The following is a 14,521-nucleotide window of genomic DNA, read 5'->3' as shown; positions in this document are numbered from 1 at the left end:
CGGCTCGGTGGTCGCGATCACCACGTGTGCATCCGATCTTCGGGAGTGGAAGACTCGGAGGTATGCAGCGTGACGGCGAAACTCCCGATGCCGAAGTCCCCGGCCGACCGGTCGATGGTGGTGACACCCGCGCCCAGGCGGGGCGCACGGGCGAAGCGGGCGACGCCGCACAGCACGATCCCGAAGTGCAGATCCCTCCGGCCGGTACCGTCCCGCCTCCGCCGCCCCGCGCCGAGAGCGGATTCTTCCGCGGACCCAAACCGGACGCTCCGGTCCTGATCACCGAGGCCGCGCCGTCGCTGGAACAGCAGCATCGGGCCCGGGTTCGCCGCTACATGCTGTTGATGGGGTTCCGCATCCCCTGCCTGATCCTGGCCGCGGGCGCGTACGGGCTGTGGCACAACGCGCTCATCTCGCTGGCCATCATCGGGGTGTCGGTTCCGCTGCCGTGGATCGCGGTGCTCGTCGCCAACGACCGGCCGCCGCGCCGCAAGGACGAGCCGAGCCGCTGGGACGGTCGTCGCGCCGAACACAAGGCTCTGGAGTCGCACCACCATCATTCGATCGATGGCTGAGCAGGCGCGCCGAGCGCCGCATTCCTCGAACGGATGAATCCGGACATCACCATCGCGATCGCGCACAGCGCGCCCGCGATGTACCAGGCCAGGTCGTAGCTGCCGCGCATATCGCGGATGATGCCCGCACCGGTGGCGGCCAGGGCCGCGCCGATCTGATGTGAGGCGAACACCCAGCCGAACGCGACCGGGCCGTCGTCGCCGAAATACCTGCGGCACAAGGCAACCGTGGGCGGTACTGTCGCGATCCAGTCCAGGCCGTAGAAGACGATGAACACCCACATGCTCGGCTTGGTTTCCGGTGCGAGCAGCGAGGGCAGGATCACCAGCGACAGCCCGCGCAGCCCGTAGTAGGTCATCAGCAGATAGCGGGATTCGATCCGATCGGTGAGCCACCCCGAGGCGATGGTCCCGGCGACATCGAAGATGCCGACCGTGGCGAGCAGTCCGGCCGCGGTGGTGGGCGGCATACCGTGATCGTGCGCCGCGCTGACGAAGTAGGTGCCGACCAGACCGTTGGTCGACGCGCCGCACACCGCGAAACCACCTGCCAGCAACCAGAATTGGGGTGTGCGCGCGACTCGGGACAACACCGTCACCGCCCGCGCCGCGCCGCCGCGCAGGACGGTCCGCACCCCGGTCCGGCTGCCGGGTTCGGCCCCGTAGGCGGTGACGCCGACATCGCTGGGGAAATCCCGGATCAACAGCAGGACCAGTGGCACCACGGCCAGTGCGGCGCCCGCGACCACCAGCGACGGCGTGCGCCAGCCGTGCGCTTGGGCGAGCGCGGAGATCAGCGGCAGGAATACCAGCTGCCCGGTGGCTCCGGCCGCGGTGAGCACACCGGTGACCAGCCCGCGATGCCGGACGAACCATCGTCCGGTGATGGTCGCCACGAACGGCATCGACATCGAGCCGACACCCACTCCGACCAGCAGCCCCCAGGTCGCCATCAGCTGCCACGGCCGGGTCATGAACACCGTCAGCCCGCTGCCCGCCGCCACCAGCACCAGCGCTCCGGCCACCACCCGCCGGATGCCGAACCGATCCATCAGCGCCGCCGCGAACGGGGAGATCACTCCGTAGAGCAGCACGTTCAGCGATACCGCGGCCCCGATCGTGCCGTGCGACCAGCCGAATTCCCGATGCAGCGGATCCATCAGCACGCTGGGCACCGACCGGAATCCGGCCGCTCCGATCAACGCCACGAATGCCGCGACGGCCACGAACCAGGCCGGATGAACCGGCATCCGGGCGAGCCGGGACGGTGGTGCGGCATCGCGCGGCCCAGGTTCCGGGATGTCCCGGCCGGGGCCGAATTCCGATGTGGGGTCCTGCAGTTCGGTCACTCGACGAGCGTGCCGGAGAAGCGGTTGCGGGACGAGTGGCCTGAATGCCACAATCCGTCAATATCTGGCCAATCTCGGGAGGATGCCGTGATCCGATGGAATTGGGCGTTCATCGATCGCCCGGCTGATCGCTTCGACGAGGCGGCGGCCTTCTGGGCGACCGTGACCGGCGCGCGCCTGTCCGAACGTCGCGGTGCGAACGGCGAGTTCGCGACTCTCATTGCCGCGCAAGGTGATCCCTGCCTGCGGATGCAGGCGGTCGGCGATTCGGGCGGCGCACATCTCGACCTCGACGTCGACGATCTGGTTGCCGCCACGCAACGTGCTCAGGCGCTCGGGGCGAGTGTCGTCGCCGATCACGGCAGCTGGGCGCTGATGCGCTCACCACAGGGACTGGCGTTCTGCCTGACCACCGAGAACGGCCGGCAGGTCCCCTCGCCCGTGCCGTCGGCGGGCGGATCGGTCAGCCGCCTGGACCAGATCTGCCTCGACATCGGCCCGAGCGGCTTCGACGAGGAGGTCCGCTTCTGGTCCGAGCTGACCGGATGGGGCCTGTCGGGGACCTCCGAGCCCGAGTTCACCCGGCTGGCCGTGCCGGATCGGCTGCCGATCCGCATCCTGCTCCAGCGCCTGACGCAGGACCGCGCGCCGTCGGCGCATCTCGATCTGGCCTGCTCGGACGTCGAGGACGTCGCGGCCTGGCATCAGGGGCTCGGCGCGCGCCGGATCGGCGAAGGCGCCACGTGGACGGTCATGCGCGATCCCGTGGGCGGGATCTACTGCCTGACCGACCGCGACCCGTACACCGGGCGGGCGAAGCAGTGATGCCGGACGGGAAACCCGTTGCGGCGCTTGCAGACAGCTGTGCCCGTGCGGCGGAATCCGTGCGCCGGTCCGATGATCTCGTGGTGGCCGTCGCAGCTCGCGGTGCTCGGCGGAGGCCACAGCGTGCGGGATGCCGCGAGCGAGTGCGTCACCACCCGCGCCGTGTGCACCGAGGTGGTCTCGGCCGCATACCGGAGTCGTGGTCGAAGCCACTGACGAAGCGGGAGAGGAGATCTCGGTGAGTCCGGTGCACACGGTGGCCGTGCTGGCGCTCGCTCCGGTGGTGGGGTTCGACATGACGATTCCACCGACCGTATTCCGTTCGGTGGACGGGCCGGACGGTTCGCCGCTGTACGACGTACAGGTATGCGGTCTGGATCCGGCAGGTGTGGTGTCCACGGCGGGCTACACGATCGTTCCGCAGGCCGGGCCGGAACTGCTCGCTACCGCGGACACCGTGATAGTCCCGGGAACGCAGCTCCCACAGGCCCGGCGGGACGGCACCCTGCCCGGCGAGGTGGCCGAGGCGCTGGCGAGCATCCGGGACGACGCCCGCATCGTGTCGATCTGCACCGGCGCGTTCGTCCTCGGGGCCGCGGGCCTGCTGGACGACCGCCGGGCCACCACGCACTGGGCCCACGCCGAGGACTTCCGCCGGCTGTTCCCGCGGGTCCGGCTGGACGAGAACCTGCTGTTCGTCGAGGACGGAAATATCTGCACCGCAGCGGGTTTGGCCGCCGGACTGGATCTGTGCCTGCATCTGATGCGCACCGATCACGGCAGTGAGATCGCCAATCGCGCCGCCCGCTACTGCGTCGTGCCGCCGTGGCGCGAGGGCGGGCAGTCACAGTTCATCGACCGGCACATTCCCGACGACGGCTCCGACGGCACCGCCCCCACGCGTGCCTGGATGCTGCGACATCTCGATCGCGATCTGGATCTGGCCGCCTTGGCCGCGCACGCGCGGATGAGTGTGCGCACCTTCACCCGGCGATTCAAATCCGAGACCGGGCAGGCGCCGGGCGCATGGCTGTTGCAGCAGCGCCTGCGGCACGCGCGGCATCTGCTCGAGACCACCGATCTGTCGATCGATGCGGTGGCCCGCGCCGCCGGGATGGGCACCGCCTCCTCGCTGCGACATCACATGCGCATCGAACTGGGTGTGCCGCCGTTGGCCTATCGCAGGACGTTTCGTGCGGTGCAGGGCGTCGAGACGCGCCGGACGAGTGAGATCGCACAGGTTCCCGCCATGGGATCGCGGCCTGTGGCAGGCTCATAGATGTGAGCCAACCTGCGAGCGAGCTTCCGGCACAGTAGGCTCGATGCAGGACGGAGCCGAGCACGGGCGAGGTGAGGTCGTGAGAGACGACGAAATCGATCTGTCGGTGACCCTCGAACAGTATCTGCAGGTGTTCCGTCAACCAGGACTCTGCCGCGAAGAATTGCAGTCTCTGCGCGAGAGCGTCGGCCATTTCCTCGATATCGCCACCCCTGGGGAGGGGCAGGAGCCGCTGCGTGGCGCGATCGCGCCGGATTCGCTGTCGCTGGCGTTGCAGCTCGAGCGTGCGCTCGATCACGCACTGGCCGAACGTGATGCGGCCGAGCGGGAGCATCAGCGCCGGGTGGACATCCGGGCCAGGATGATCGCGGCGATGGATACCCTGGACGGATTCATGCGCGATATGCCGGGTCTGGCGAAGAAGGAGATCGCCGTCGGCACACTGGTTCTGGACGAAGGGTTCGAGCTGCTCGAGGGTGGGCTCGTGCGCCTGAGCGAATCGCAGGAGGCCGCGGCGGATCCGGAATCCGGTGCGCTGGAGCAGCGTCGGGCGGAGTTGGAGGAGCGGATGAGCGCGGCGGTCGCCGCTCGCGCCGAACTGATGCTCTCCACCATCGCCGCCCTGCGCGAAGCCCTGGGCTATTCCGCCGACGGGACCGGAATGCCCTGGGTGATAGCCGAATTGGCAGCGGACGGACTCGATGTGGCCGAACCGTTCGCCGGTACGGCGGCGATCCTGCCCGAATGCCCGCTCAAGGATCTGCTGACCCAGATCATCGCCGATGCGGCACTGGCACGGGCGTTTCCGGATGCGCACGTCGTCGAGGGTGACTGACCCGGCATCGCGCCCGGCCCGGAATGCGTTGGCCCGGAGGATCTCCGTGTACGGACCGCGCCGCTCAGGGGGAGATCCGTAGCGGGCTCGTCCCGGGCGGACGTCGCGGTCCGGGTTCCGGGTCCGTCGTCGAGTCCCGTTCGGGCGGTTCGATGGTCGGGTCGATTGTGCGGTGCAGGCGGAACGAGAGCCAGCGGCGGATGATGTCGAAGCGGGTCCGGCGGGCGGGCCAGAACTCCTGCACGGTCGCATTGAATTCTGCGCCGATGATCACCGCGAACGCGAGGAAATAGGTGAACAGCAGGAACGCGATCGGAGTGGACAACGCCCCGTAGCTGATGCCGTTGCGAGCCACCCAGGACAGGTAGCGCCGCAGGACGATGCTCGCGGTCATGAAGAACGCGCCCGCGACCAGCGCGCCCCCGAACAGCCGGTGCCACGGCAGCGACCGGTGCAGCGCGAATTTGTACAGCGTGGTCAGCCCGATGATGATCAGCAACCCGGTGCCCGGATAGTAGAACGCGTCGAGCAGTCGCAGTCCGGGGTCGCGCCAGGGCTCCGGCAGCACTCGCCCGATCAGCACCGGACCCAGCGCCACCAGCGGCAGTACGAACACCGAGACGATCAGGAATCCCACGTACAGCAGTAGCGCGAAAATTCGCTGCCACACCGGGTTCCGGGCGTCCTGCTGATTGTGCGCTTCGACGATGGCGTCCACGAACGTCGCCATCGCCGAGGATCCGGCCCACAGCGACAGCACGAATCCGATCGACACCACCGCACCGCGTCCGCGTTGCAGGACATCGCCCACGGTGGGTTGGATGAGGTCGTCGACCACGGTGGGGCTGAACAGTTTCCGGCTGAAGGTGATGATCTTGCTCTCGACGATGTGCACCGTATCGGGCCCGAACCACCCGCCGACGTAGCCGAGACAGCCCAGCAACCCCAGTAGCAGCGGAGCCAGCGACAACATTTGCCAGAAGGCCGCCGCCGCCGATTTGGTGAATATCGAATCGTTCCAGGCCTTGACGACCACCCGAGCCACCAGAGCCCAGGCCCGCAGCAGTGCATGCACGATCCGCCCGATGACCAGAATCAGCCACCGCCCGACCGCACGCACCACAGACGCGACCCACTTCGGCCGGTCACGGTCCGTCCGCGGCACCCTCTGATCATTCATCTCGCCTACCAGCATCTCCTACCGCCGTCCGAAATGCGCGCCCACCACCCACCGACGCTCCCGGTGTCGTACGCCACACCGGCTCCGATGGCCAGAACTTTGCCCGCGGCGCAGGGACACAGCCGACCACGCGGCCGACCGCCGTCAGCTCCTCGACTCACCAGTTCACTCACCCCGGCAACGCCAACTCCGCACCTGCGACCCCACCCCAGCGAAGCAAAGGCAATCGAACACAGCACCGAAGCAGAACAGGCAAACCCGAGTCCCCCAGTTTCGCCCACCCCGAACAAGGTCGACTCCGAGGCAGCGGCCCGGTTCGATCCTGGTGTGTCGAAGAAGGCGGAGCGTAGCGACCGAGTCGCAGAAGCGCGTGCCCGAGGCCAACCCAGGCCCGTCCACCCCGGGTAACGCCAACCCCAAGGCCGCGGCCCGGTTCGATTTTGGTGTGATGAAGCAGCGGAGCGCCCTGACCGAGTCACAGAAACGTTTGCCCGACGCCAGCCCAGGCCCGTCCACCCCGGGAACGCCAACTCCAAAGGCCGCGGCCCGGGTCGATTCTGGACTGAGTGGAGCGGAGGAGCGAAGCGGGGGAGCGGAGAGAGGGAAGAATCGGCCCTTGGGGGGCCGCGGCCCCGCCGGAGCGCAGCGGAGGCCGAAGACACAGTGTCGGATTGGGTAGTTGTCGGTGGGGGTCGGTACTCTTCCTGGAGTGACTTCGGGTGGTGGCGGTTCTTTACGTGCGTGGCAGCGCAGGGCTCTGACCAGGTATTTGACTACCAAACCACGTGATTTTCTCGCGGTTGCGACGCCGGGAGCAGGCAAGACGACGTTCGCCCTGCGAGTGGCGTCCGAGCTGCTGGCCGATCGCACCGTCGATCAGGTGACGGTGGTCGCACCTACCGAACATCTGAAGCATCAGTGGGCGGCGTCGGCGGCGCGGGCCGGGCTGGCGTTGGATTCGAACTTCTCCAACTCCACCGGTGGCACCTCGGGCGACTATCACGGAGTGGTCGTCACGTACGCCCAGGTGGCTTCGCATCCGTTCAAACATCGCGTGCGCACCGAAAACCGCCGCACCCTGGTGATTCTCGACGAGATCCACCATGCGGGCGATGCCAAGAGCTGGGGTGAGGCCACCGCGGAGGCGTTCGGTGACGCGACGCGCCGTCTGGCCTTGACCGGTACTCCGTTCCGCAGCGACGACAGCCAGATCCCGTTCGTCACCTACGAGCCCGACGAGGCCGGCTTCCCGCGTTCGCGCGCCGATCACAGTTACGGATACTCCGAGGCCCTGGCCGATGGTGTCGTGCGGCCCGTGGTGTTCCTGGCCTATTCGGGTGAGGCGCATTGGCGCGACAGCGCGGGCGAGGAGTATTCGGCGCGTCTGGGTGAGCCGCTCAGCGCCGAGCAGACCGCGCGCGCGTGGCGTACCGCACTCGATCCCGCCGGTGACTGGATGTCGAAGGTGTTGATCGCCGCCGACACCCGGCTGCGGCAGCTGCGCGCCACGGGTATGGCGGACGCGGGCGGTCTGGTGATCGCCACCGATCAGGAGAAGGCGCGCGATTACGCCGATCTGCTGGAACACATTTCGGGCAGTAAGCCTGCGGTGGTGTTGTCCGATGATCCGGGTTCTTCGGATCGGATCGATACGTTCGCCCGCAGCACCGATCCGTGGATGGTGGCGGTGCGCATGGTGTCCGAGGGCGTGGACGTCCCGCGGCTGGCGGTCGGCGTCTATGCGACCAGCGCTTCCACGCCGCTGTATTTCGCGCAGGCGATCGGTCGTTTCGTGCGTGCCCGGCGTCCCGGGGAGACCGCGAGTGTGTTCCTGCCGTCGGTGCCGGTGCTGTTGGATCTGGCCGCGCAGCTCGAGGTGCAGCGCGATCACGTGATCGGCAAACCGCATCGTGAGAAGAACGCCCTGGACGACGAGCTGCTGATCGAGGCCAACAAGCAGGAGGACGAGCCCGGCGACGAGGAGAAGAAGTTCGTCGCGCTGGCCGCGGACGCCGAACTGGATCAGGTTATCTACGACGGTGATTCGTTCGGTACGGCGACGTTCTCCGGCAGTGACGAGGAGGCCGACTATCTCGGCATTCCGGGCCTGCTCGATGCCGATCAGATGCGCGCGCTGTTGCGCGATCGGCAGACTCGCCAGATTCAGGAGCGCAGTGCGGCGGCCACGATGACCGAGGAGGGGCCGAGTGTCTCGGCGGCTGCGGAACGTGTTGCGACAGCGGACAAGCTGGGAGAATTGCGCCGCGAGCTGAACAGCCTGGTCGCGATGCATCATCACCGCACCGGTAAACCGCACGGTGTGATTCACGGTGAGTTGCGCCGGGAATGCGGTGGGCCGCCCACGGCGCTGGCCACGGTCGATCAGCTCTCGGAGCGCATCACGGCGTTGCGGCGGATGTAGGCCCGTCGCACCCGTCCGGTCGCGTTCGCAACCGGACGGGTGCGAGCTGGATCAATCGTCTTCGGGGGTTTCGGTGAAGCGCTGAAGGTACAGCGGCTCACCGAGTTTCGCGAGCAGTTCGAGTTCGGTCTCGAGGTAGTCGACGTGCTCTTCCTCGTCCTCGAGGATCTTTTCGAAGATCCGGGCGGAGGTGACGTCACCGCGTGAACGCATCAGTTCGATGCCCGGTCGCAGCCGGTTCACCGCTTCCATCTCGACGGCGAGGTCGGCTTCGAGCTGTTCGGAGACCGTCTGGCCGATCCGCAGCACATTGAGCTTCTGATAGTTGGGGAGTCCCTCGAGGAACAGGATGCGGTCGGTGAGGATCTCCGCATGCTTCATCTCGTCGATGGACTCGTAACGGGTGTGCTTGGCGAGCTTGGTGAGACCCCAGTTCTCCTGCATCTTGGCGTGCAGGAAGTACTGGTTGATCGCCGTCAATTCGGCGGTGAGCTGCTCGTTGAGCAACGCGATAATATCCTTGTCGCCTTCCATGAAAGCGATAGTGACACATGGGAACCGGCGCCCTGAACACCGGGGCCCTGTATTGTAGCAGAATAAAGGTCAGCCACACCTCATTGTGGCTAGGCTCACCTCAGCAAATTTTCAGTTGTTTTTCGGCGTGCGGCGGACTGGGAAAGTCAGGCCGCCGAAGTGTCCGAGGAGGCGTTCGCCGAGGCTGCCATGGCTTGGCCGAAGACTTCGCTGAGGCGTCGGGTGCAGCTGCCGCAGCCGGGCTTCCAGCCGCAGGCGTTCTTGACCTGCCTGGTAGTGCATGCACCTGCCTGCACGCAGCTGTGCACGTCGGACTCTGACACGGCGTTACAGATGCAGATGTACACGGTCGGCCTCGCGGTGCGGTAGGGCGGTTCTCGGCGAGGTTAGCCTCGCCTGAGGAGGTTAGCCTCGCCTTATGTATAGCACGGATTCCCGCGCTGGAGAACCGTCTCGGACCGATCGATTCCCGCTCAGACCCGGATCAGCGGCCCGGCGAACGGCACCAGTGCCGGCACGCGCTGCCGGTAGCTGCGGTAATCGTCGCCGAACGTATCGATCAGCATGTGGTCCTCCACGCGTACCCGGCGCAACAGCCAGACGGTGACGAAGACGAGCAGCACGATCGAGGACCCGAATCCGGCCACCAGCGTCAGACCGATCATGAGCCCGAGCAGTCCGGTGTAGATCGGATGCCGCACCAATTGGTAGGGCCCGCCGGTGCGCAGTTGATGGTCCTGCTGGATCATCGGCCGCCCCGCCCACATCGTGCCCAGGGCCAGTCGCGCCCACACCATCAGCACCGCCGAGGCAATGATCAGGATCGAACCGGCTCCCTTCAGGATCGCAGCCTTCCAAGTGATCGGATCCCAGACATCTCGGGGCAGTAGGTGAATCACGACGCTGAGCGCGACGATCCCGGCGATCATCCACGGCTCGGGCAGTAACGTCCGCAAGAAATGCCAGATCTTCCCCCGCAGCCCGGTCGGCCGCGCCGCGGCGAACCACACCGCGGTCCCCAGCCACACCAGTCCGACGATATCGATACTCCAACCGGCCGCTGTGGCCAGCGCATCCACAATTGTCATGCTTCGAGAATGCGCGCGTCGGGGTGGGTCCGGACACCACCCGGCAGCCGATCTCACTCCACCCGCGGGTGGATTTTCGATTGGTGGCCCGAGCGTTGCGATATCCGGAGTGCAATGGCTTCGGCGGCGGTGCGAGGGCTACCAGCGCTCGTATTGCTCCTCGCGCTGACGTTGCACGGCGTTCTCGAACCAGGCGCCGAAGCGCGCGGACAGATCCTTCGCGACGGCAGGACGGATGCTGATGTGCTCGCCACGGACTTGCAGGTACCGGCCGTCGTCGAAATCGCACCACATGATCTCCTGCACCGGATCGGGGTAGGCGTGGATCGGACCCAGTAGAAGTGCGGCCGTACCGTTTCCGTCGACGGGCCGGGCGAGCAGCCGCCGGTAGCGCTCGGCGGGCGTGGTGCCGGTCGCGGACTGGTGATTGTCGCGAATATCTCTCGGGTGCACGGTGATCGGCTGTGCGCGGCCCGGTTCGCGGGCCGGGATCGTGGCGACCAGACGAGCGCCGAGCTGTTCGGGGCGGCACGAGTGCGCGCGGATTCGGCCGTCCACCTCACCCTCGGTGATCTGATACAGCACGGTCCCGTGGTGCAGGTTGCGTGCGCCGATGATTCGGTAGGTTCGCGCCGCGCCGGTGCTGCCCGGGTATTTCGTTGTGCTGCCAAGGATTTCGATCCGCATGTCGGAGGTCGTGACGGTGTGCAACGCCAGGTCGATCTGTTCGAGCTCATCGGCGTCGTACCGCCCGCGCACGGCCGGCCGATGCAGTTCGAACTCATCGTTGTAGGCGAATCGGCTGGTGAACCGCAGCAGACCCGGAATCCTGTCGTTGGCGTCGCTGAACCACAGCGCCGCGAAATCGTCCGGCTCCCAAGCCCACTGCGTCATACGCGTTCCCATCGATCATCCCGGCGTTGCCGCCGCCACACCAAACCTGTTGTCCCCATACGGGTTCGATCCGCTACGCCGGAGGCGGCTGCGGAGTCCTGTTGCTGTCGAAATCGCCGCCGATGACTCCGCCGGGAATCGTGCGGGTGAGTTCGCCGATGAGTTCCTCGGCATTCTCCGCGTTGATCAGATAATCGGGCGTGGTGTGCGTGCGATCCTCGTCCTGCTCGCCCTTGCCCTTGCCGGCGCCGCCCATTCCACCGAGACCGGATGTCGAGGTGCCCGCGCGGGTACTCGCGGCGGCAGCAGCGGTCTGGCTCGCGTTCGGGCTACTCGTACCCGGCACGCTGCGGCCCGCACCACCCCCGGACGTACCGTCGGTGTCACCGCCGGTCCCGCTGTAACCGCCTGTGCCACTGGAGTTGTAGGAACTGGGCGACACACTGCTGGGAGTCGTGGCGCTGCTGTCGGTCGAGGACGGGCTCGTCGACGTCGAGTCGTTCTTGTCCTTCGACTGGGACGAACCATCGGTATTGCTGTTCGGATTCGTCGACTGATTCTGATCGTTCGACTGGTCCGACTGGTCGGTGGAATCCTTGCTGTTCTTGTCGTTCGAATTCTTGTCGTTCGAATCCGCGCTGTCGGGCCCGGAGCTCGTCGTCGGGGCAGTGGTCCCCGGACCGGTGACCTTCGGCGCGCTGTCGTCCTTCTTGGTCGGATTCAAACTCGCCGGAAGCACCGGGACGGAGCTGTCCGTCCTACGGAATTCGGTGACGTAGTGCTGCAGCATCGCATCGCGCGTATCGGCCTCGTTCTGCGTGCGAGTGTGCTCCTCACTACGAGCCTGTGCACGTCCGAAGTACGGGATATTCGTCGTCCACGAGTGCTGCGCCGCGGGTTTGATCCCGTTCTTCGTCTGGACCACGGCATTCGCGGCGGCACTGATGTCCTTGCCGATCCCGGACAGCAGATCGGTGAGATTCGCTGCGTCGGTGGTGTATTCGGTGATCGCCTTCTTGGCAGCCTCCGCGGACGCGCCCTCCCAGGCCTCGGAGATGGATGCGCCGACCGAGCGTTTGAAGGTCTCCAGGCCCTGATCCCACTCACTGGCGGCGGTCGCGTACTTCAGTGCCTGATTCTGAGCATCAGTGGTGTCTAGGTGCTCGAAGGCATCTTGAATATCCTGGCGGCTCCAGGCGAGGACATTCTCGCCGCCGTTCGGGATTCGGGAAGGCTCACTCTGAGCTGTCATATCAACTCACTTCACATTTTGGAAGAGTTGAGGGATCGCGCCCGGAAGCGCCTGGGTGATCGTAGCCAAGCGCTCCGGCGCGGGAGCCTGTTGCGGCAGGCTCGCTTCGAGTTGTTTGTATTTCGCTGCCTGTGCCTGATCATGGGCAGTTATCTGTTCTCGGATCGTACGGAAGAGGGTCTGGAAATCGTCAACTGTCTGCCAGTGGGAGTCGAGAATGGTATGAACACTGTTGCCGTCTTTTGCGCCCGCAGCTTTGGACCTCCAGCGTTCGACCATTGTTTTAGCGGACACGAGATCACGGCCACCGTTTGGTACATGGTCCTCGCCCACGCCCCAGTGTGATTGCCGTGACACATCCTGCATCGTTCGTTGAATCTGCTGAATCTGGTTCTTGAAGAATGTGCAGTCACGATCCAGATAGACGAACTTGTCAAGATCCATTCGAACGCTGAGATTCCCAGCCTTGGCTGCATTTATCAGACCCGTGAGCGGCCTCTGGTCTCCATCGTCAGCCATGCTTACCCCTCCCTACTTTTCCGTTTCATGCTAAATTGCGGCGGGTACGACCGACACAACCTTCTGTGCTAGACTGCGGGCCAGCTGACAAGTATCTTGTTTACCCGTTTTCGGTGCGTACGAAGGATTGGTCAGATTGAACTCGAGACTACCGCCTTTAACTTCGACATCAACGGTGCAAGCGGTGGGATCTGCGTTGTCGACCTGTCGGCTGGAGATCGCATTGCGCCCGTTTATGGTGAACGCTTGAGTCTCCGGGAAATGTTTATCGCGCACCATCTGAAGGGTGATATTGGTCATCTGAATCGTAGATGCGTACCCGTCGGCATCTGCCCAGGTGCAGCCTTGCCATAGAGTCTTGCCAGCATTCGACTGACTGTTGTCGACGTGCTTGTTCGTTTGGCCTTCCGACTCCAGGATGCTCTGCGGGATGTCATTGCAGGGGTCGAATCCTGTCGGCACCGTCACGGCCGTTGTTGTCGCGGAGCTACTGCTCGACGTAGACCCGCCCGACGGCGAGCATCCAGCGAGCACGAGAACGGCGGCCCCAGTGGCCAGCACGGCCGAGACAACACCTCGCCTGATCATGAAGGTCCTTTCGCCACCGATGGACGGACATCGCCCCGGGGCCGGACCGGCACCCTGCCCCCTCGTGAACTTGGCCTTACCGTACCTGTTTGGCTCTGCGGCGGGCAATCGGTGCTGCGGTGATTCGGCGGTTGACGACGCCACGTCCGTGTTCGGAGCGGACAAGGTGACTGTTCAGCGGAGCGTTGGTGTGCCTGTCACTGCAAGCAAGGCCATTCGGCAACGAGATGCTCGTGGTGCCTGTGCTCGGCGGCCCGGCTTGATGTTTCTTGCCTTCTCGGCCGTGCCAGCCGCGTTGATGCCGTGAGGTCGGACAAGTAGCTCGGTGAGATCGAATGCGGCAGTGGTCTTTTCGGGCATCGACGAATCTGCTGGCCTGCTGTCACACTTCCTGGCTCACGGACGTATGCACCGAACTGGGCGTTCACAGGTTCGAGACTGTGACTCGCTGGCTGCTTCGTCGTTGTACTCCCGCTCTTTTTCTAAACCGTGGCAGGAACGATTGATACAACCTTCTCTGCTAATTCTCGAGCGAGCTGGCATGTATTCGTTCTGCCAGTCTTCGGCGCCGATGCCGGATTGTCGAGGTTGAACTCGAGGCTTCCCCCTCTTGGCTCCGCGTTGATCGTGCACGCCTCGCTCGGATCCTGCTCCGACTGGTCGGTTGCAATGGCTTTACGCCCTGCGATGGTGTATTCGTGCGTTCCGGGAAAATGCTTGTCGCGGACGGCGTCGATGGTGAGGTTCGTCGTCTGGATCGTCGCTCCGTACCCGTCTGGATCGGACCAGACGCAACCGTGCCAGAGAGTCTTGCCAGCGTCGGCCTGGAAGTCGTTCACTTGTTTCCCTTGCAGCCCTTCGGGATCCAGGATGCTCTGGGGGATGTCCATGCACGGATCGAACCCGGTCGGAACCTCCGCTCGGTTTGCTGCGGCCGCGCTGCTGCTCGATACCGTCCCGCAGCCGGACGTCCCGCATCCCGAGAGGATTAGGACAACGGCCCCCGTCGCCAATGACGCTGGGATGACACCTCTCGTGGCCATGAAGATCCTTTCACCACCGGTGCGTAGACATTGCGCCGGGACCGGACCGGCATCCCCGCCCCTCGTGAAACCTTCGCTCACCGTTACGATTCCGGCTTTTGGCCGTGTAACCGGCTTTGTGGTCGTTCGAACTGCGGT

The 14,521-nt window shown here is 65.5% G+C and carries 15 protein-coding genes; 5 read left to right on the top strand and 10 right to left on the bottom strand.

Translation table 11 applies throughout. The annotated features are described in order from the left end of the window. Positions 1–275: 275 nt before the first annotated feature. Entirely contained in the window at positions 276–575 is a 300-nt protein-coding gene (locus ON40_RS54610) for a DUF3099 domain-containing protein (protein ID WP_051193267.1), read from the top strand. Here the strand turns inward: ON40_RS54610 and ON40_RS17370 are convergent. Continuing rightward, positions 557–1,825, bottom strand: a complete 1,269-nt coding sequence (locus tag ON40_RS17370; protein ID WP_051193266.1) for an MFS transporter — start codon at positions 1,823–1,825, stop codon at positions 557–559. The two genes, ON40_RS54610 and ON40_RS17370, sit on opposite strands and share 19 nt — an antisense overlap. Before the next feature lie 186 nt (positions 1,826–2,011). On the opposite strand from ON40_RS17370, the gene ON40_RS17365 reads away from it, so the two are divergent. The 3 genes from ON40_RS17365 (at position 2,012) to ON40_RS17355 (ending at position 4,863) form a co-directional block, all read left to right on the top strand. Continuing rightward, entirely contained in the window at positions 2,012–2,749 is a 738-nt protein-coding gene (locus ON40_RS17365) for a VOC family protein (RefSeq protein WP_040823619.1), read from the top strand. A 247-nt stretch (positions 2,750–2,996) separates the two neighbouring features. Beyond that, positions 2,997–4,028 (top strand): GlxA family transcriptional regulator, encoded by a 1,032-nt coding sequence (locus ON40_RS17360; RefSeq protein ID WP_051193265.1) that lies wholly within the window; start codon positions 2,997–2,999, stop codon positions 4,026–4,028. A 79-nt stretch (positions 4,029–4,107) separates the two neighbouring features. Beyond that, positions 4,108–4,863 (top strand): hypothetical protein, encoded by a 756-nt coding sequence (locus ON40_RS17355; protein WP_157186317.1) that lies wholly within the window; start codon positions 4,108–4,110, stop codon positions 4,861–4,863. Positions 4,864–4,927: 64 nt separating this feature from the next. Here ON40_RS17355 and ON40_RS17350 read toward each other — a convergent pair whose 3' ends face one another. Beyond that, positions 4,928–5,950 carry a YihY/virulence factor BrkB family protein gene (locus ON40_RS17350; protein ID WP_245567866.1) on the bottom strand — a complete coding sequence of 341 codons (1,023 nt, stop codon included), beginning with the start codon at positions 5,948–5,950 and terminating at the stop codon, positions 4,928–4,930. A gap of 778 nt (positions 5,951–6,728) precedes the next feature. On the opposite strand from ON40_RS17350, the gene ON40_RS17345 reads away from it, so the two are divergent. After that, entirely contained in the window at positions 6,729–8,465 is a 1,737-nt protein-coding gene (locus tag ON40_RS17345; RefSeq protein ID WP_051193195.1) for a DEAD/DEAH box helicase, read from the top strand. Between the two features lie 51 nt (positions 8,466–8,516). On the opposite strand, the gene bfr is transcribed toward ON40_RS17345, so the two are convergent. The 8 genes from bfr to ON40_RS17310 form a co-directional block, all read right to left on the bottom strand. After that, positions 8,517–8,999, bottom strand: coding sequence for a bacterioferritin (bfr, locus tag ON40_RS17340; protein ID WP_040823614.1), 483 nt, complete (start codon positions 8,997–8,999; stop codon positions 8,517–8,519). A 146-nt stretch (positions 9,000–9,145) separates the two neighbouring features. Then, the gene (locus ON40_RS49890) at positions 9,146–9,346 is read right to left on the bottom strand and encodes a (2Fe-2S)-binding protein (RefSeq protein WP_083895695.1); all 201 of its coding nucleotides are present in this window, start codon (positions 9,344–9,346) and stop codon (positions 9,146–9,148) included. A gap of 126 nt (positions 9,347–9,472) precedes the next feature. Beyond that, positions 9,473–10,087, bottom strand: a complete 615-nt coding sequence (locus ON40_RS17330; protein ID WP_040823608.1) for a methyltransferase family protein — start codon at positions 10,085–10,087, stop codon at positions 9,473–9,475. 138 nt (positions 10,088–10,225) lie between these two features. Then, a complete protein-coding gene (locus ON40_RS17325; protein WP_245567843.1) occupies positions 10,226–10,993 on the bottom strand; it encodes an ESX secretion-associated protein EspG in 768 nt (255 codons plus the stop codon). Between the two features lie 61 nt (positions 10,994–11,054). Next, the gene (locus ON40_RS17320; RefSeq protein WP_051193193.1) at positions 11,055–12,233 is read right to left on the bottom strand and encodes a WXG100 family type VII secretion target; all 1,179 of its coding nucleotides are present in this window, start codon (positions 12,231–12,233) and stop codon (positions 11,055–11,057) included. A gap of 6 nt (positions 12,234–12,239) precedes the next feature. Further along, the gene (locus tag ON40_RS17315) at positions 12,240–12,752 is read right to left on the bottom strand and encodes a hypothetical protein (RefSeq protein WP_157186316.1); all 513 of its coding nucleotides are present in this window, start codon (positions 12,750–12,752) and stop codon (positions 12,240–12,242) included. Positions 12,753–12,782: 30 nt separating this feature from the next. After that, complete coding sequence (locus ON40_RS49885) at positions 12,783–13,340, bottom strand: DUF3558 domain-containing protein (RefSeq protein ID WP_083895694.1); 558 nt, start codon at positions 13,338–13,340, stop codon at positions 12,783–12,785. A 482-nt stretch (positions 13,341–13,822) separates the two neighbouring features. Beyond that, positions 13,823–14,383 carry a DUF3558 domain-containing protein gene (locus tag ON40_RS17310; RefSeq protein WP_040823606.1) on the bottom strand — a complete coding sequence of 187 codons (561 nt, stop codon included), beginning with the start codon at positions 14,381–14,383 and terminating at the stop codon, positions 13,823–13,825. Positions 14,384–14,521 lie beyond the last annotated feature (138 nt).

It is taken from the genome of Nocardia jiangxiensis NBRC 101359 (assembly GCF_000308615.1).
Lineage (GTDB): Bacteria > Actinomycetota > Actinomycetes > Mycobacteriales > Mycobacteriaceae > Nocardia > Nocardia jiangxiensis.
This window is presented reverse-complemented; position numbering and strand designations above follow the sequence as displayed.